The following is a 16182-nucleotide window of genomic DNA, read 5'->3' as shown; positions in this document are numbered from 1 at the left end:
CGTGCTATATCGCAATCACCAAAAGGAGACGCCCATGACTGACCCCGTGCTGATGTCCTTAAGTGACGGAATCGCAACCATCACCCTGAACCGCCCGGAGCGCCTGAACGCGATCACGCGCGACCTGATCCTGATGCTGCGGGACAAGATCGACACGGCAGCGGCGGATGATTCGGTGCGGGTGGTCTGCCTGACCGGGGCGGGGCGGGGCTTTTGCGCGGGGCAGGATCTCTCGGAACGCGACCCGCGCGGACGCAGCGAACCTTTCGACCTCGAAGCCATTCAGGCCGAACTTTATCACCCCATCGTGCGGGCGATTGCCAATATGCCCAAGCCCGTGGTGGCCAGCGTGAACGGGGTCGCGGCGGGGGCCGGGTCGGGGCTGGCGCTGGCCTGTGATATCGTGATCGCAGGGCAATCGGCCAAGTTCATCCAGTCTTTTTCCAAGGTCGGCCTGTCGGTAGATGCCGGAGGTGGCCTCGCGCTGCTGCGCAGTCTCGGAATGCCCCGCGCCAAGGCGGCGCTGATGCTGGCCGAAGCGATCCCGGCAGACGATGCCGCCGATCTGGGCATGATCTGGAAATCGGTGCCGGATGAGGCGCTTCAGGCCGAAACCGAAGTTGTCGTGAGAAAACTCGCTTCCACCCCCCGCACGGCGCTGGCCTGCATCAAACAGGCGATGGCCGCCGCCGCCACGGCGCCCGGTCTCGGGGATTATCTCAAACAGGAAGCCGCCCTGCAGGGGATCGCCGGGTCACATCCCGACTACGGCGAAGGCGTTCTGTCCTTCCTCGAAAAGCGCAAACCGAACTTCGAATAAGGCGCTCCGGCCCCCTCTTTCTTTTTCCGGAAATACCCTGGGGGTGAATTGGGCCGCAGGACCAAGAGGGGGCAACGCCCCCTTGCATCCTATCCCAGGAACCCTTCGCTCTCGATCAGGGCCAAGAGGTCGCCCAGCGACTGTTCGAAATTGCGCCCCGTGGTATCCAGCCGCGCTTCGGCCCGGTCATACAGCGCCTCGCGGCTGACAAGCAGGGACCGCAATTGCTCCATGGCTTCGGGATTCCCGGCCATGGGCCGATCATCGCCCTGCGCCTGCACCCGGTTCATATGTTCTTCGGGGCTCGCCTTGACCCAGACAGTGTGGAAATTGCTCAGGAGCGTGTTGTAGGTCATCGGCTCGGCCACGATGCCGCCCGCCACGGCAAGGATGACCGAGTCATGTGTGGCGATCACCCGCTGCAACGCTTGGCTTTCGAGCTTGCGATAGCCTTCCTGACCATAAAGCGCCATCACCTCGGACACGGGCATGCCGCTGTGATCCTCGATCTCGCGGTTGAGTTCGAGGAACGGCAGGTCCAGCTTTTCACCCGCCGCCCGACCAAGCGTAGATTTGCCCGCCCCGCGCAATCCCAGCAGGCAGATGCGATGCGCCTTTTGCAATCCCGGTTCCGAGGGGCCAAGCATGCCCAGCACCGCCTGCTGCGTCGCCCGGTCGGCGGATTGAAACAGGGTGGCAACCTTTACCGAATCCGAAGTCCAGGGATCTTCCTCTCCGACAAACCATTCGATCCGGTGGTCGAGCGCAATCGCAACGCGTTCCAGAAGGCCAATCGAGATATTCCCGGCCCCGGCCTCGAGCTGTGCAAGGTAGCGCGGGCTGACGCCTGAGCGTTCCGAGAGCACGCGGCGCGGAATGCCCTTGCGTTCCCGCGCCTTGCGTACACGGTCGCCGACACGGACAATCAGCTGCTGCACGGCCCGGTCAATCGAGGACAATTGCTCGACGGGTTGCGTATCGCCCCTGAAATTCGTGATTTCCGCCATCGGACCACGCCTGTTGTGTATTTTAATGCAAAAATTAGCGCGGATTGGACGAGTGATCAATTGTTTAAGCGTGAACCAGCTGCAAAAGCTGCAATATCATGCTCCGACCGGACGCAGGAGCGGTTCGACAATTGTGCGAATATCGCTTGGGACGGGTTGCTTGGAGAAGCTGTCCGCCACGATGAACACACATACAAACTCTCCGGAGAAACACAAGACGCCATCCTGCCGCCCCAACACGCGAAAGCGGATGGAGCTGTTGCCGAGATCGATCGGATCGACCTGGCATATCAGCCGATGGCGCGGGGTGATCGGGGCGCTGAAATCCAGCGACATGTGAACGAAGGGGGTGCCGACATTGCGGTCCAGCTCCATCTGGAACCAGCCATCGCCGCCAAGGTGGGTCTCCCACCAGGCGTTGATCGCATCCAGCGCAAACCAGGGGATGCGCGCTGTATAGGCGATCTTTGCGGGATCGCAATCGCCCCATGTCACCCGGATTTCGTGTTCGAAATGCGGATGCCCGCCCGTCGTTCCGTCCATGCTCAGTAAGTCTCCACGTGATAGCGGCCTTCGTTGCGCATCACGTCGCGCAAGGCCGCCCATGGCGTGCCGATGCTCTCGGCGATGTTGGTCAGCGCCTTCTCGACCCCTTCCTCCATGCCGCGCAAGCCGCAGATGTAGATGTGTGTCTTGGGGTCGGCCAGAAGCTCGGCCACGGATTCCTCCTCGGCCATCATCCGGTCCTGCACGTATTCCTTGGGCTGGTCGGGCAGGCGGGAAAATACCATGTGCGTTTTCAGCAGCGACTCGGGCAGCTTCTTGAGCGGGCCGAAATAGGGCAGTTCCTCGGGCGAGCGGGCACCAAAGAACATGGTCATGCCGCCCGATTTGTTGCCCACGGTGCGCGCGCGCCGTTGGGTAAAGGCGCGCATCGGGGCCGAGCCGGTGCCGGTGCACACCATGAGCAGGCGTGCCTCGGGATCGTCCGGCATCAGGAAGGTCGAGCCGAAGGGACCCGTGACTTGCACTTCGTCGCCCGGTTTGAGGTCGCAGATGAAATTCGACGCGACCCCATGTTCTTCGCGTTTCACGGTCAGGGAAACGTTGCCGTAGTTTGGGCGTTCGCCATCACGCGGGCTCGACACGGAATAGAGGCGGGGCAGGTGTGGGTTGCCGTTCTCGTCCGTGCCGGGGGGGATGACGCCGATGGTCTGACCCTCAAGTACCGGAAAGGTTTGGCCATCGACATTCAGGATCACCAGCCGGATATCGGTTTCGGCCCCGGATGCGGTCAGGCGGAAATTGCCCTGAACGGTCGCGGTGGCGGGCTTGCCGATCGTGTACATGTTGATGGTCGGTTTGGCGGCGCTTTCGGGTGCGCGCGCCTTGCCGCCTGCGCCCTTGTGCGCGTCGTCGAGCAAAGCGGCAATCGCCGGGTCCAGCGCCTCGGCACCGCCATCGGCGCCTTCGCCGATCTCGGCCTGTTCGGGCAGTTCGTCCCAGCCATACTGGTCCTCAAGGGAATAGGGCGTCTCCACGACGCGCCATTCGTCGATCGAGCCGGTCGGGCAGACGGGGATGCAATCCAGGCAGAATTCGCAGCTGTCCGGATCCACCACGACATTGTTGTCGTCATGCTGGATGGCGCCGACGGGGCATGTCATCTCGCAGGTGTAACAGCGGATGCAGATTTCCGGGTCGATCAGATGTTGTTTGAGAGGCTGGTTCACGAGAGGCGCTCCAGTTCAAAGGAAAGTGTCATTTGAGGTGAAAGGCGGGAAAGGGGCGCCGAAGCGATCAGCCATCCCTGCCTTTGAGCACCATGTCGGGCAAGACCAGAACTTCGATCAGTTCCTGGCAAAGCCCCTTGCATTCCGTGCAGTCCACGCAGCGCATCGGGCTTTCCATCAGCTTTTGTCCGATGGCTTCGACGCGCGGGGCGTGTCCGATATTGCGATCGATTCTCATGTTGTCACCCTACATCGGAAAGGCGGGCGGGGATAGCCCCGCCCGGTCGGGACATTACGCCATGTGCAGTTTGACGTATTCGAAATCACCCGGCTTGTTGTCGATGCCGACTTTGGGCGGGTTGATCCAGCCGGCATATTTGCCCGGCTCGGTCACGGGTTTCATCAGCGACTGGATGAAATCGCCATCCGCGTGGGTGGGCAGCCACTTGGGCAGGCCCGCATCATATTCCGCGCCGCTGACAACCTTGCCATCCGGGTCGAAATTGTGCCCGGCGAAGACGCCGATCTTGCGGTTGAAGCTTTCGTGCGGAAGCTTGAGTTCGAACTCGATCCCCGCCTTGGCGATGATCTTGTTCCAACGGCCCACGCCACCCGCCGCGTCACGGGTATAATCGTCGCGCAGACGCATGTTGATCGCGGTCAGGGCAGGCACTTCGCGCTGTACCGCCTGGCCATCGACCATGTCCCAGACGACATAGGTGTCGTTGGTCAGCATGTGGTCGTCGTCGATGCGGTTTTCCTGATAACGGCCCTTGATCCCGGCGTTGAACGCGTTGGCAGCGTTGGTCGAAACTTCCTGACCAAACAGGTCGAGGCTCAGCGTGTAGTGCAGGTTGAGCTTCTTCTGGATGGTCGGCAGGTCGATGACACCCAGATCGCGGATCTTGTTGGTGTCGTAGGGGTCGGTGATGCCGTTTTCGTTCATCACCTGACAGGTGCGCTCGATGGTGCGGCCCACGCCGGTTTCGCCCACGAACATGTGGTGCGCTTCCTCGGTCAGCATGAAGCGGCAGGTGCGGCTGAGCGGGTCAAAGCCCGACTGTGCCAGCGATTCCAGCTGCATTTTGCCGTCGCGGTCGGTGAAATAGGTGAACATGAAGAACGACAGCCAATCGGGGGTCTCTTCGTTGAAGGCACCCAGCATGCGCGGGGCTTCTTCGGAACCCGATGAGCGGCGCAGCATGTCGTCGGCTTCTTCACGGCCATCGCGGCCAAAGTACTTCTGCAGCAGGTAAACCATCGCCCAGAGGTGACGGCCCTCTTCCACGTTCACCTGGAAGAGGTTGCGCATGTCATAAAGCGACGGGGCGGTCAGGCCCAGGAAACGCTGCTGTTCGACCGAACCCGGCTCGGTGTCGCCCTGAATGACGATCAGGCGTTTCATCAGGTTGCGGTATTCACCCGGCACTTCCTGCCACGCGGGCTGACCCTTGTGTTCGCCACAGGGAATGGTGCGCCCGTCGACTTGCGGCGCCAGAAGGACGCCCCAGCGGTATTCGGGCATCTTCACATAGTCGAACTTGGCCCAGCCTTTAGGGTCCACGCTCACGGCGGTGCGCAGGTAGACCATGGATTCCTGGAATTTCTGCGGGATCAGGTCATTCCACCAGTTGATGTAACCGGGGTGCCATTTCTCAAGCGCCTTCAGCACTTTCTTGTCCGACGACAGGCCGACATTGTTCGGGATCTGCGTGTCGTAGCTTACGTTGATCAAATCAAGCATTGGGTTTCCTCCGTTGTGCCGGCATCCGCGCGGCCTGCGTCTTGTCATCGGTACCGACATTCGCCGGGGTCCGTAGGCCGGGCCTTAGCCCGGCATCTGCGTCACGTTATACACGTTCCATGTTGTATTTGCCGCGCACCCCCGTGCCATAGCGCTGCAGCGCGCCTTCAGCCCCGACGGCGTTCGGACGGTTGAAGATCCAGTTCTGCCAAGCGGTCAGGCGGCCAAAGATACGGGTTTCCATGGTTTCCGGCCCGGCAAAGCGCAGGTTGGCCTCCATGCCGGTCATCGCGTCCGGGCTGAAGCTGGCGCGTTCTTCCATGAAGATGCGGATCTCGTCTTCCCAGTCGATATCGTCGAGGATTTCGGTCACCAGCCCCAGTTCGTCGGCGTCTTCGGCTTCCAAAGCCTCGCCGATCGCTGCTTTTGCCTTTTCCACACTTTCGGGTTCGCCAAGGAAGCGGGTTTCCAGCCGGGTCAGGTCATTGCCCATCGGCATGCGGCCAAAGTTGGCCTCGCTCAGCGTGACGGTCGCCAGCGGGCGATTATCACCCTCGAACTCGTCTTCCATCATGTAGGAGCGGTCCACCGAGAACAGCAGTTCCGCGAGGATACCGGCAAAGCACGACCCGTGCTCGACCAGCGCCACCATCGAGCGTGAGGTCACATCGACCCGCTTCAGTATGCGCTTCCAGTAATGTAGGACTTCGTTGGCCAGCCAGTGATCGGCATTGTTCAGCAGCAGGGCTTCGTGTGCGAGGAATTTCTCGGGATCGCCCTGCGTGCGCAGCACCAGCAGGCCGAGTTCCATTTCATTGAGCCGCAGGTGCAGGAAGGCATCATCCAGCTCGCGCGCCAGACGCAGCATGTAGGCCTGTGCGCCTTGCTCGGTGAAGGCGGCCATGTCCGCCGGGGCATCCTCTTCGGGGCCATGCAGGGTGATCGTTGCCGTGCGCGCGTCGCGGTCGACGGCCACCTCTACCAGCGAATAGGTGACGCTTCCGTCTGCGCCAATCTCGCGCTGCAGGGGGGTCAGCTCGATACCTTTTTCAACGTCGGCCTTGGTCGATGCCGCGGCAAATTCCTTGGCGCGCTCTTCGACGGCGGCGTCGAACTTGGCGTTCGAGATTACCTCGTCCACAAGGCGCCAGTCCTGGGCGCGCTTGCCGCGCACTCCTTCTTCGATGGTGCAGAAGATATCCGCGCGGTCCCGGCGCACCTTGCGCTTGTCGGTCACACGGGTCAGCCCGCCGGTGCCCGGCAGCACCGCCAGGAGCGGCACCTCTGGCAGCGCCACCGAGGACGCGCTGTCATCGGTCAGCATGATGTGGTTGCAGGCCAGCGCCAGCTCGTACCCGCCCCCGGCGCAGGCGCCCTTGACGGCGGCCACGTATTTCTGGCCCGAGTCCGCTTCGGCGGCCTCAAAGGTATTGCGGGTTTCGTTGGTGAACTTGCAGAAGTTGACCTTGTGGCTGTGTGCCGCGCCGCCCAGCATACGGATGTTCGCGCCAGCACAGAACACCTTTTCCTTGCCGGACTTCATCACCACGACCTTGACCTCGGGGTGTTCGAACCGCATCCGCTGCACGACATCGGCAAGTTCAATATCCACGCCCAGATCGTAGGAGTTGAGCTTGAGCTGGTACCCGTCGAACAGACCGGCGTTTTCATCCACATCCATGATCAGGTTGGCCACGGGGCCGTCATATTCAACCCGCCAGTGGCGATACTTGGAGGGGTCCGTCTGAAAGTCGATCAGCTTGGTCATGTCGCGTTTCCTCGTGCCTTTTGATGTATGCACGATAATGCCTATTTTGCTGTTGGTAAACCCCGTTAGTGCACAATAGTGCGCCAATTTGGCGGATTTCAACCTACATTTTCGTGAGTATTGGTCAAAATCAGCGAATAATATGCACTATAGTGCATCATATTGCTTGGGGGAGCCTGTGCAGTGCCGAACGCCACAGTGCTTCGATCTCCGAGTCGTTCAATCCGAGAATCGCTTTGCCCGGGTGGCCGCGCGCCCCGGCCAGCAAATCCTGTGCAATGGCTTCGAGCCGCGCCACGGCCTTGTCGCGCTTCATCCGCCGCTTCAAACCGGCATTGGCCATTTGGATCAGACCCTGCACAATCCGCCGTTCCGCGCTTTCCTCAGGCAAGGCGATCCAGATCGGTTCAAGCAGTTCATGGGCTTCCCAAAAATACCCGTCTCTGATGAAGGCAAGGGCCAGACCCCACCGGTCTGACCCTTTTATGTCGTCGATATCGAAGCCGAACCTGTCAAAAAGCCCGTCCGCGTGGCGCGGTGTTTGCCCCGGCACATAGGCATGGGGCGGGCGCCAGGCCGGCGGGGGCGTCATGCGGTTTCCACCTCTGCCGCTTCGATCCGCACCAACCGTGCCACGAACTCGGCGACCGCGGCCATCACCTGTTCCGGCTGATCTTGGTGGGGGGCGTGGCGACACTCCGCGAGAACCAGCGTGTCCACCGGCGCATAGGAGCGGGTCTCGACCTCTTCCACCTGCGCTAGCGTTCCGTATTGATCCATCTCACCCTGAATGACGAGTGTCGGAATGCGCAGGTAGTCGATTACCTCGCTCACGTCCCAATCCTGAAACGCGGGGTTCAGCCACGCATCATTCCACCCGCGAAACGCGTTGTCCGGGTTGGCGTGATACTTGCCCATCTTGGTGCGCAAGTCGGTGCTTTCATAGGCGACCTTGGCATCGGCAATTTCGGCCAGCCCCATGGGTTCGGTAAAGAAATGCGGGGCCATCAAAATCAGGCCGCGCACGCGGAAATCCTCGACCCGCCCGGCGTATTCGGCGGCAATAGTCGCCCCGTCCGAGTGGCCCAGCAGGATGAACTGCCCTGCACCGATTGCGTTCAATACTTCTGGCAGAACCCCGGTTGCTTCGCGGCTCATGTAATCGACCGGCCGGGGGAGGTCTGCGGGGTCCGACTGGCCATAACCCGCGCGCGAAAAGGCAAAGACCGGCAGGCCGGTTGCCTTGCTTAGCGCTTCGGGAAAGTTGCGCCAAAGTGCGACGCAGCCCAGCCCTTCATGCAGCATCACGATCACCGGGCCGTCCTTGGGCTCTGGTCCCCATGCCGCCCACTCCAGCGTTTTGCCGCCCGCCGTCAAGCGCCCCGAGCCGGTCTTCCAGTCCAGCGCGGTCATGCGCTGTCCCGCAGTTTGAAACGCTGGATCTTGCCCGTGGCTGTCTTGGGAAGCTCTTCGACAAAGGAGACCCAGCGCGGGTATTTCCACATGCCGATCTTGTCCTTGACGAAATCCTTGAGCGCCTGCCCATCCGGGGCGGTGGCGCCTTCCTTCATCACGATGAAAGCTGCGGGTTTGACAAGGTCCTCATCGTCCCGGCGTGCCACCACCGCGGCTTCCAGTACACCCGGAAACTCGATCAGCGCCTGTTCCACTTCGAACGGGCTGACCCAGATGCCCGAGACCTTGAACATGTCATCCGTTCGCCCGCAATAAATATACCGCCCCTCGGCGTCGCGTTCGTACTTGTCCCCGGTGCGGGTCCAGTGGCCTTCGAAGGTCGACTGGCTTTTGTGGCGGCGGTTCCAGTAACCCTCGGCGCTGGACGGGCCGCGCACGAGAAGTTCGCCAACTTCGCCCTCGGGCACGTCTTCGTCATGCTCGTCCACAAGGCGGACCTCATAGCCCGGCACAGCGCGCCCCGAAGTGCCATAGGCAATGTCGCCGGGACGGTTGGAGAGGAAGATATGCAGCATTTCGGTCGAACCGACGCCGTCGATGATCTCGCAACCCCAGAGTTTTTCCCAGCGCTCGCCGATCTCGCGGGGCAGGGCTTCGCCCGCGCTGGTGCTGATGCGGATGGCGTGATCCGGTGCATCACCCTTGGCCTCCTGTTCGGCGACCACCGCCGCGAATAGCGTCGGAACGCCACAGAAAACCGAGGGTTTTTCACGGGCCATGATCTCGAACACCCCGTCCGGCGTAGGGCGGCCCCCAAAGATGACCGTGGTGGCGCCGACGGACATCGGAAAGGACATGGCGTTGCCCAGCCCGTAGGCAAAAAACATCTTGGCGACCGAAAACACGGTGTCGTCTTCGCGGATGCCAAGCACCTGCGCGCCAAATGTATCGGCGGTGGCCTTGAGGCTGGAATGCACGTGGCGCACCCCCTTGGGCGTGCCGGTGGAGCCGGAGGAGTACAGCCAGAACGCCAACTCATCGCCATGTGCGTCGACCGTTTCGATGGGTTCCGCGCCCTTGGTGAAGGTGGTGTAGCTTTCAGTCCCTTCGGGGGCGTCGCCGATCACCAGAACCGCGCGCAACGCGGTGTTGTCGGCGATGGCCGGCTTCACGGTTTCCCAGAGTTGTTCCGACACCACGAGGATCGAGGCACGGCTGTCGCTCAGGATGGCTTCGTAGACCGGGGCCGACAACAGGGTATTGAGCGGCACCGGAATAGCCCCGGCTTTCATCGCGCCCCAGAAGACTACCGGGAATTCGATCTGGTCGCGCACGATCATCGCGATACGCTCTTCGCGCCGTACGCCATGACGGAGCAGCGCCCCGCCAAACCGCGCGGTTTCTTCTGCCAATTGTCCATAGGTCAGGCTGCGCCGTGCCCCGTCCGCTTCGCGAAAGGCAACCTTGTCCGCGCGTCCCTCGCTGATATGGCGGTCGACGAAATAGACCGCCGCGTTCTCGTTTCCTGACATGTCCTGTCCTCCCTCGCGCTTGGGTCGGCGCACCGTCCTCCTCGGTGCGCCGACTCGCCTATGCTTAATAGTGCACAAATGATCGCGGATTTGTAGCAAAATTTTGCCAAGATAGGCAAAATAATGCATCAAATGGCGTTGAGTGGTCGATTGAGGCCGGGAAAAGGCCTGTGCGAGTGGGCTTGCCCCGCGAATTGGAATTCGCGGGGCCGGGTGTTTTCAGGTGTCTTGAGCGAACACGAAAAAGGGCCGCAGCAGATGCTGCGGCCCCTTCAACAGGTGATCCGTATTCGGATTACATGTTGTTCTTCTTGTACTCTTCCATCAGCGCGCGCGCTTCGTCGATCATGGCCTGACCGTCAAGACCGCGCTTCGCCATGTCGGCGATCCAGGTGTCATAGATCGGCTGAACAACGGTTTTCCACTCCTGCGCATCGGCTTCGGAGACGGTGATGATGTTGTTGCCGCGGGCAACAGCCGCTTCACGCGCCGGGCCGTCCGAGTCGGCCTGGGTGCCACCGGCGAAGACCGAGAAGTCCAGACCCGAGTTCTTGTCGATTGCTGCTTTCAGATCGTCAGGCAGCGAATCGTAGCGGGGCTTGTTCATCGCCAGAACGAAGGTCAGGTTGTAGAGCGCTGGGCCTTCAAACTCGGTGTGGTTGTCCACCAGTTCCGGCACTTTCAGAGCGGCGGTCACTTCCCACGGAATGGTGGTGCCGTCGATCACGCCCTTGGAGAGACCTTCCGGCACGGCCGGAACCGGCATGCCCACCGGGGTTGCCCCGGTCAGAGTCAGCAGTTCGTTCACGAGGCGCGAACCGCCACGGATTTTCATGCCTTCCAGATCAGACGGTTTGGCAACCGGCTTGTTGGTGTGGAACATGCCCGGACCGTGTACCCAGGTTCCCAGGATGTGCACGTTCTTGAACTCGGTGTCCTTCATGTTCGCATCGAACATCTTCCAATAGGCATAGGACGCGGCGCGCGCATCTTCCACCATGAAGGGCAGTTCGAAAACTTCGGTCGACGGGTAACGACCGGGGGTGTAGCCCACAACCGTCCAAACGATGTCAGCCACGCCGTCAATCGCCTGATCCATCAGCTCTGGCGGTTTGCCGCCAAGCTGCATCGAGGGGTAGCGTTCGATCTTGATCTTGCCACCCGAGTCCTTTTCGACAGCGTCAGCCCAGACGTCCAGCACCAGCTTCGGTACGTTTGCCTGCGGCGGCAGGAACTGGTGCATGCGCAGGGTCACGTCCTGTGCCATGGCCGCGCCAGCGGTCAGCGCCGCGGCAGCCACGCCGCCGATGAGATTGAGAATTGTTCTGCGAGTGGTCATGTCTACCTCCCAAATGACCTTTGGCACTATAATGCCAAATTATTGCATGGTGTGCATAATAATGCCTAGCGTCACAATGCCAAGAACTATTTTACCGAGCGACACCGTGCCGATCCCCATTTCAAGGATGTCCACCTTAGCCTTTTTCTGAATTCTGCAAACGGGTTGTGCAGCATTCCAATCCCCTGAACGCAAATTCAATGAACAGGGGGGCTTCCAAGTGGAAACTTTTCCGTGGAAATCGGTAGTATTCGTGCTCCGTATTAGATGTTCGCGCATCATTGTTGCCAGACTTTTTCAAACCAGCAAAATGTAACCATCAAGGGCTAAATGTGCAGGAATCAGTAACATTTTGCACCATTGCCAATTTTGGGGCGGCCACATTGCCTGCCGCCCCCCGTTTTCCGGCGTGCTCTCCGGTGCATTGCGCTGCATTGCAACACATCGTCCAAACCATGTTCCGGCTTGAGCCTGCGCATTATCGTGCACGGTCGTCGGGACTGTGCCGCCGGTGGGCCATCGGCTCGAGCCAGCGGTGCCAGCATGCGGTTGGCATCGGCGGGATCCGGCGGGTGCACGGCCTCTTCGGTGCGACAAACCGCCTGTGGTCGGGCAAGGATCCCGAGGCAGAATCACCGCTTTGGTCTCTGACACTGTTGTCAAAAGAATCGAATCAAAGGCCGCCCTGTCGATTTTGTTCCGAAACGACCCCGCCACGGCTCCTGACACGGATTGTTGTATGGTTCCCCGGTCCATGTGCGGCTACCTTCGCGCTTGGATGTGTTGATTTCTCGAGGGATGCCAATGACTACACTCACTCGCCGGACCATTCTCAAGGGCGCTGCCGCAACGGCACTCCTCCCCGCCATGCTGCGGGCCAATCCCGGGGAAACCCTGCTTCGGGCGGGAGCCGCCAATGTGCAGCTTGTCGAGGCAGAATACCCCGCAACGCAGGTCTGGGGGTTCAACGACTCGGTGCCCGGACCGACGATCCGCGCCCCGCAAGGTGCGCAGACCCTCCTGCGTTTGCGCAACGATCTCGACCAGGCGACGGCGGTGCACTGGCACGGGCTGCGGATCGACAATGCCATGGACGGGGTGCCGGGCATGACGCAGGACGCGGTGCCAAGGGGCGGAGAATTCCTTTATGATCTGACCCTGCGCGATGCGGGCACGTATTGGTATCATTCCCACAACCGCTCCATGGAGCAGGTGGCGCGCGGGTTGTATGGCGTCATGGTGGTAGACGAACCCGAAGCGCCCGAGGTGGACCGCGATCTGACGGTGGTTCTGGAGGACTGGCGGCTCACATCCGAGGCGCAGGTGTCGGATGATTTCGACAACATGCATGATCTGAGCCATGCCGGGCGCATGGGCAACTTTATCCAGGCCGTGATTGATCCCGCTCCAACCGAATTTGCCCCCAACGAAAGGCTGCGGCTGCGGCTGATCAACGTGGCGACGGACCGGATCATGCCCGTTTCATTGCGCGGCGTCGAAGGCTGGATTGTTGCGCGTGACGGGATGCCGCTGCGCACGCCTGAGCCGCTCGAGATGGTGGTGCTCGGTCCGGCGGAGCGGGTGGACCTCATCGTTGATGTGACGGCCGAAACCGGCGGCGAGGTATTGGTCGTGTTTCATCAACGCGACACGGGTTACGTTCTCAACGAATACCCGGTCACGGGCCCGGGGACAGAGTCGCGCCGCCCCATGCTCCAGCCATTGCCACCCAACCCGATTGCCAACCTGACCTCCACAGATGATGCACGCAAAGTGCCGCTCTTGATGCAGGGCGGGGCCATGGGGGGGCTTCAAGAGGGGCGCTACAAGGGCAAGACCCTCTCGATGCGCGAGCTTGTGGCCGAGGGGCAGCTCTGGACCCTGAACGGTGAGGCCGGGTTGCCCGAAACACCGTTGATCGAGGTTTCACGCGGCGAAACCGTTGTGTTGTCGATGGGCAACGATACGGCTTTTCCCCACGCGATGCATATGCATGGCACCCATTTTCAGGAAGTTCTGGAGGATGGCACGTTCGGGCCGCACAAGGATACGGTGCTCGTCAATCCCGGCGAGGCGCGGGATTTTGCCTTTGTCGCGGACAATCCTGGCAAATGGCTGATCCATTGTCACATGCTGTCGCATCAGACGGCGGGCATGAAAACATGGTTCCGCGTGACCTGAAAGTCAGCTCAGCTTGGCCTGCTGCGCGGTGGGCGTGATGCCGAACTTCGTTCGATAGACACGCGCGAAATGTCCGGGGCTTTCAAAGCCGCAGGCCAGCGCTACTTCGGTCACGCTTTGATCCGTTTGCACCAGCAGGTTGCGGGCCCGTTGCAGGCGCAGGTCCATCAGGTATTTCTTGGGCGAGCAGTTCAGATGTCGCCCGAACAGGCGTTCCAGTTGACGTGCGGAGATGCCGATCTCTTCGGCGATGAACGATGGAGATTTCGGACGTTCGATACAGTCAGTCATGATCTGGATCGCCTTCACGAGATGTGGGTTGCGCATCCCGTGGCGTGATTGCAGGGAAACACGCTGTTCAGCTGATCCCTCGCGCACGGCGTTGTAGACCATCTGGTCCGCCACGGCGATGGCAAGGTCCGCGCCATGGGTTTCCTCGATCAGGTGAAGCATCAGATCCGCTGTCGCCGTTCCTCCCGACGCGGTTGTGATCGCTTCATCGGCGACAAACACGCTGCTGACAAGGTTCACCCCCGGAAAGTCTTCCATGAACCCGTCATGGAAATCCCAGTGGATCGCTGCGCGCATGCCCTCCAGCATCCCGGCCTTGGCCAGAAGATAGGCGGCGGAACACAAGGCGCCCAGTTTGGCCCCGCGCGCCCGTTCGCGGCGCATCGTGTTAAGGAGTTCCGCGTCCACGTGTTTGTGCACATGGATGCCGGACAGGGCGAACACCCGGTCACAGGCCGGCAGGTCGCGAAAGGTGCAATCCACCAGCGTCACGATCCCGTTCGATGCCGTGGCGCTTCCGCCTTCCTTGCTTGCCAGAACCCATTCATAAAGCGTCTTTCCGGCGATGAGGTTGGCAATGCGCAACGGTTCGATCGCGCAGGAAAACGCGATGTGCGTGAATTCGGGCACCAGGAGAAAGGCAAAGCGTTCGGGACGGTCCATGGGCGGCGGGTCTCGTGATCAGGCGCAGCGTGTCTGGCGACTTTGCGCGCCCGAATCTGATTTGGCAATCGCTGCTTGCGTCCGCTTCAAAAGTCCTGGTTCAGGGCGTCTGCCGCCGGGATTTCCCGTTCGCGCCGCGCAATGTAGTCCCGGAGCGCCTCGTCCCTGGCAGGATCCAGCAGAGGCTCTTCGTAGGCGTTGAGCAGATTGCGCGCATGGGTCAGCGCCCGTTCGGTGATTTCGACCGACCCTTCCGCGATCCATTGCTCGATCGAATTGTTGTCGAACATCTCGGGCATGAAGAACGCGGTTTGGAAATTCTCTTGTGTGTGCGGATGGCCAAGGTAATGCCCGCCCGGCCCGACATCCGGCACCGCGGCAAGCGCTTCTTCAAAATCGGCCCAGTTCACGCCCTCGGCCATGCGATAGGCCATCGCGCATTGCTCGGCATCGACGATGAACTTGGCGACCGAGCAATGCATGCCCGCTTCGTTCCACCCGGCGGAATGCCAGATGTAATTGGCGCCTGCATGCATCACCGCCGAAAGCGTGGTGGCGCTTTCGTATCCGGCCTGCGCGTCAAAGGTCTTGGCCCCGCCCAGCGTGTTCGACGTGCGCCACGGCACGCCGTAATGCCGCGCCATCTGGCCGATCATGAAATTCATGAGGGAGATCTCGGGCGTCCCGGCCATCGGCGCACCCGACTTCATGCTAACGGTCGACAGGTAATGCCCGTAAATCGCAGGCGCGCCCCTGCGGATCACCTGTGTATAGGCCAGCGCGCTCAGCGCTTCGGCATTGAGCTGTGCCACCGAGGCGGCGACAGAGGCAGGCGTATTGGCGCCGCCAAGCACGAAAGGCGAGCACAGCACCGGCTGGTTGCGGCGGCAAAAGGCACGCATCGCCCCGAGCATGGTCTCATCCCAGACAAGGGGACTGTTGCCGTTGCAGTTTCCGGTGGTGACGGGGTGCTCTTCCATAAACTCTTCGCCGAACAGGATAGCGCACATGTCCAGAACATCTTCGGCGTTCTTCGGGCTGGTGGTCATGCCCATGAAGGTCTTGTCCGAATACTTCATCGAAGAATAGGTAATGCGCAGGTGTCGCTGGCTGATCGGGTGATCATATGGCTCGACAATGTGATGGGCGCTGGAATGCAGGGCGGGCATCATGTGGCTCAGCTTGTGGAACATCGCCAGATCGTCCAGCGTCGGGTTGCGGCGCACATCGTCCAGATCGCGCAGGAACGGCGCGCCGGTCATCGGCACGAACATCGCATGCCGCCCGCCAAGCCGCACATTGTTGGCCGGGTTGCGCGCTTGATAGGTGAAATCCGACGGGATCGTCGCGATCAGCTCGCGCACCAGTCCACGATCAAGGAAAACGGTCTCACCCTCGACCCGTGCCCCGGCCTTGCGCCAATCGGCCAGCGCGATGTCATCGCGAAACACCACGCCGACATTTTCCAGAATATCCATCGAGGCCGCGTCGATCCATTCGACCTGCGCACCGTCCATGATTTCGCAGAGCGGCAGGGTATTGGTCAGACCAGGCAGCATCGTAAAATCATAGGCCGAACGCGCAGCACGACGGGCGGAGCGGCCGCCGGAACGGCGGCGGGAATCAAGAGCCATGAGGCATCTCCCGTTGAATGGAACGCCTTCAGCTTAGATCGGTGTTTCGCCGCT

15 protein-coding genes are annotated in these 16182 nt (G+C 61.1%); 2 read left to right on the top strand and 13 right to left on the bottom strand.

Translation table 11 applies throughout. From position 1 onward, the window contains the following. The first annotated feature begins 34 nt into the window (after nt 1-34). Nucleotides 35-820, top strand: a complete 786-nt coding sequence (locus tag BMZ35_RS05570; protein WP_093091656.1) for an enoyl-CoA hydratase-related protein — start codon at nt 35-37, stop codon at nt 818-820. An 89-nt stretch (nt 821-909) separates the two neighbouring features. On the opposite strand, the gene BMZ35_RS05565 is transcribed toward BMZ35_RS05570, so the two are convergent. The 11 genes from BMZ35_RS05565 to BMZ35_RS20875 form a co-directional block, all read right to left on the bottom strand. After that, entirely contained in the window at nt 910-1827 is a 918-nt protein-coding gene (locus tag BMZ35_RS05565; protein ID WP_093091654.1) for a helix-turn-helix transcriptional regulator, read from the bottom strand. A gap of 96 nt (nt 1828-1923) precedes the next feature. After that, nucleotides 1924-2370, bottom strand: a complete 447-nt coding sequence (locus tag BMZ35_RS05560; RefSeq protein WP_093091652.1) for an acyl-CoA thioesterase — start codon at nt 2368-2370, stop codon at nt 1924-1926. 2 nt (nt 2371-2372) lie between these two features. Further along, the gene (boxA, locus tag BMZ35_RS05555; RefSeq protein ID WP_093091650.1) at nt 2373-3560 is read right to left on the bottom strand and encodes a benzoyl-CoA 2,3-epoxidase subunit BoxA; all 1188 of its coding nucleotides are present in this window, start codon (nt 3558-3560) and stop codon (nt 2373-2375) included. A gap of 67 nt (nt 3561-3627) precedes the next feature. Next, nucleotides 3628-3798 (bottom strand): hypothetical protein, encoded by a 171-nt coding sequence (locus tag BMZ35_RS20880; protein ID WP_165610007.1) that lies wholly within the window; start codon nt 3796-3798, stop codon nt 3628-3630. Between the two features lie 54 nt (nt 3799-3852). After that, nucleotides 3853-5304, bottom strand: a complete 1452-nt coding sequence (gene boxB, locus BMZ35_RS05550; RefSeq protein WP_093091648.1) for a benzoyl-CoA 2,3-epoxidase subunit BoxB — start codon at nt 5302-5304, stop codon at nt 3853-3855. 106 nt (nt 5305-5410) lie between these two features. After that, nucleotides 5411-7072 (bottom strand): 2,3-epoxybenzoyl-CoA dihydrolase, encoded by a 1662-nt coding sequence (gene boxC / locus BMZ35_RS05545; protein ID WP_093091646.1) that lies wholly within the window; start codon nt 7070-7072, stop codon nt 5411-5413. A gap of 157 nt (nt 7073-7229) precedes the next feature. Next, nucleotides 7230-7664, bottom strand: a complete 435-nt coding sequence (locus tag BMZ35_RS05540; protein WP_093091644.1) for a DUF309 domain-containing protein — start codon at nt 7662-7664, stop codon at nt 7230-7232. Continuing rightward, nucleotides 7661-8485 (bottom strand): alpha/beta fold hydrolase, encoded by an 825-nt coding sequence (locus tag BMZ35_RS05535; RefSeq protein WP_093091642.1) that lies wholly within the window; start codon nt 8483-8485, stop codon nt 7661-7663. Before BMZ35_RS05535 ends, BMZ35_RS05540 begins: the two co-directional genes overlap by 4 nt. Further along, nucleotides 8482-10020, bottom strand: coding sequence for a benzoate-CoA ligase family protein (locus BMZ35_RS05530; RefSeq protein ID WP_093091640.1), 1539 nt, complete (start codon nt 10018-10020; stop codon nt 8482-8484). Before BMZ35_RS05530 ends, BMZ35_RS05535 begins: the two co-directional genes overlap by 4 nt. Before the next feature lie 295 nt (nt 10021-10315). After that, nucleotides 10316-11359: a TRAP transporter substrate-binding protein gene (locus tag BMZ35_RS05525; protein WP_093091638.1), complete on the bottom strand. Its 1044-nt coding sequence runs from the start codon at nt 11357-11359 to the stop codon at nt 10316-10318. Between the two features lie 39 nt (nt 11360-11398). Further along, nucleotides 11399-11641 (bottom strand): hypothetical protein, encoded by a 243-nt coding sequence (locus BMZ35_RS20875; RefSeq protein ID WP_093091636.1) that lies wholly within the window; start codon nt 11639-11641, stop codon nt 11399-11401. Nucleotides 11642-12163: 522 nt separating this feature from the next. Between BMZ35_RS20875 and BMZ35_RS05515 the strand changes: the two genes are divergently transcribed. Further along, entirely contained in the window at nt 12164-13540 is a 1377-nt protein-coding gene (locus tag BMZ35_RS05515) for a multicopper oxidase family protein (protein WP_093091634.1), read from the top strand. A gap of 3 nt (nt 13541-13543) precedes the next feature. On the opposite strand, the gene BMZ35_RS05510 is transcribed toward BMZ35_RS05515, so the two are convergent. Both BMZ35_RS05510 and BMZ35_RS05505 read right to left on the bottom strand, forming a co-directional pair. Further along, nucleotides 13544-14494, bottom strand: a complete 951-nt coding sequence (locus BMZ35_RS05510; protein WP_093091632.1) for a GlxA family transcriptional regulator — start codon at nt 14492-14494, stop codon at nt 13544-13546. A gap of 86 nt (nt 14495-14580) precedes the next feature. Further along, nucleotides 14581-16128, bottom strand: coding sequence for a trimethylamine methyltransferase family protein (locus tag BMZ35_RS05505; RefSeq protein WP_093091630.1), 1548 nt, complete (start codon nt 16126-16128; stop codon nt 14581-14583). Nucleotides 16129-16182 lie beyond the last annotated feature (54 nt).

The sequence above is a fragment of the Shimia aestuarii genome, from assembly GCF_900114635.1.
Lineage (GTDB): Bacteria > Pseudomonadota > Alphaproteobacteria > Rhodobacterales > Rhodobacteraceae > Shimia > Shimia aestuarii.
The sequence above is the reverse complement of the archived record's forward strand: the minus strand, read 5'-3'. Positions and strand labels throughout refer to the sequence as shown.

What these genes read in the sequence shown, in the direction of transcription:
- BMZ35_RS05530 (WP_093091640.1), bottom strand. Translation starts at nt 10,020, where the DNA reads ATGTCAGGAAACGAGAACGCGGCGGTCTATTTCGTCGACCGCCATATC.
- BMZ35_RS20875 (WP_093091636.1), bottom strand. Translation starts at nt 11,641, where the DNA reads ATGATGCGCGAACATCTAATACGGAGCACGAATACTACCGATTTCCAC.
- BMZ35_RS05525 (WP_093091638.1), bottom strand. Translation starts at nt 11,359, where the DNA reads ATGACCACTCGCAGAACAATTCTCAATCTCATCGGCGGCGTGGCTGCC.
- BMZ35_RS05515 (WP_093091634.1), top strand. Translation starts at nt 12,164, where the DNA reads ATGACTACACTCACTCGCCGGACCATTCTCAAGGGCGCTGCCGCAACG.
- BMZ35_RS05570 (WP_093091656.1), top strand. Translation starts at nt 35, where the DNA reads ATGACTGACCCCGTGCTGATGTCCTTAAGTGACGGAATCGCAACCATC.
- BMZ35_RS05510 (WP_093091632.1), bottom strand. Translation starts at nt 14,494, where the DNA reads ATGGACCGTCCCGAACGCTTTGCCTTTCTCCTGGTGCCCGAATTCACG.
- BMZ35_RS20880 (WP_165610007.1), bottom strand. Translation starts at nt 3,798, where the DNA reads ATGAGAATCGATCGCAATATCGGACACGCCCCGCGCGTCGAAGCCATC.
- BMZ35_RS05565 (WP_093091654.1), bottom strand. Translation starts at nt 1,827, where the DNA reads ATGGCGGAAATCACGAATTTCAGGGGCGATACGCAACCCGTCGAGCAA.
- boxC (WP_093091646.1), bottom strand. Translation starts at nt 7,072, where the DNA reads ATGACCAAGCTGATCGACTTTCAGACGGACCCCTCCAAGTATCGCCAC.
- boxB (WP_093091648.1), bottom strand. Translation starts at nt 5,304, where the DNA reads ATGCTTGATTTGATCAACGTAAGCTACGACACGCAGATCCCGAACAAT.
- BMZ35_RS05505 (WP_093091630.1), bottom strand. Translation starts at nt 16,128, where the DNA reads ATGGCTCTTGATTCCCGCCGCCGTTCCGGCGGCCGCTCCGCCCGTCGT.
- BMZ35_RS05560 (WP_093091652.1), bottom strand. Translation starts at nt 2,370, where the DNA reads ATGGACGGAACGACGGGCGGGCATCCGCATTTCGAACACGAAATCCGG.
- BMZ35_RS05535 (WP_093091642.1), bottom strand. Translation starts at nt 8,485, where the DNA reads ATGACCGCGCTGGACTGGAAGACCGGCTCGGGGCGCTTGACGGCGGGC.
- BMZ35_RS05540 (WP_093091644.1), bottom strand. Translation starts at nt 7,664, where the DNA reads ATGACGCCCCCGCCGGCCTGGCGCCCGCCCCATGCCTATGTGCCGGGG.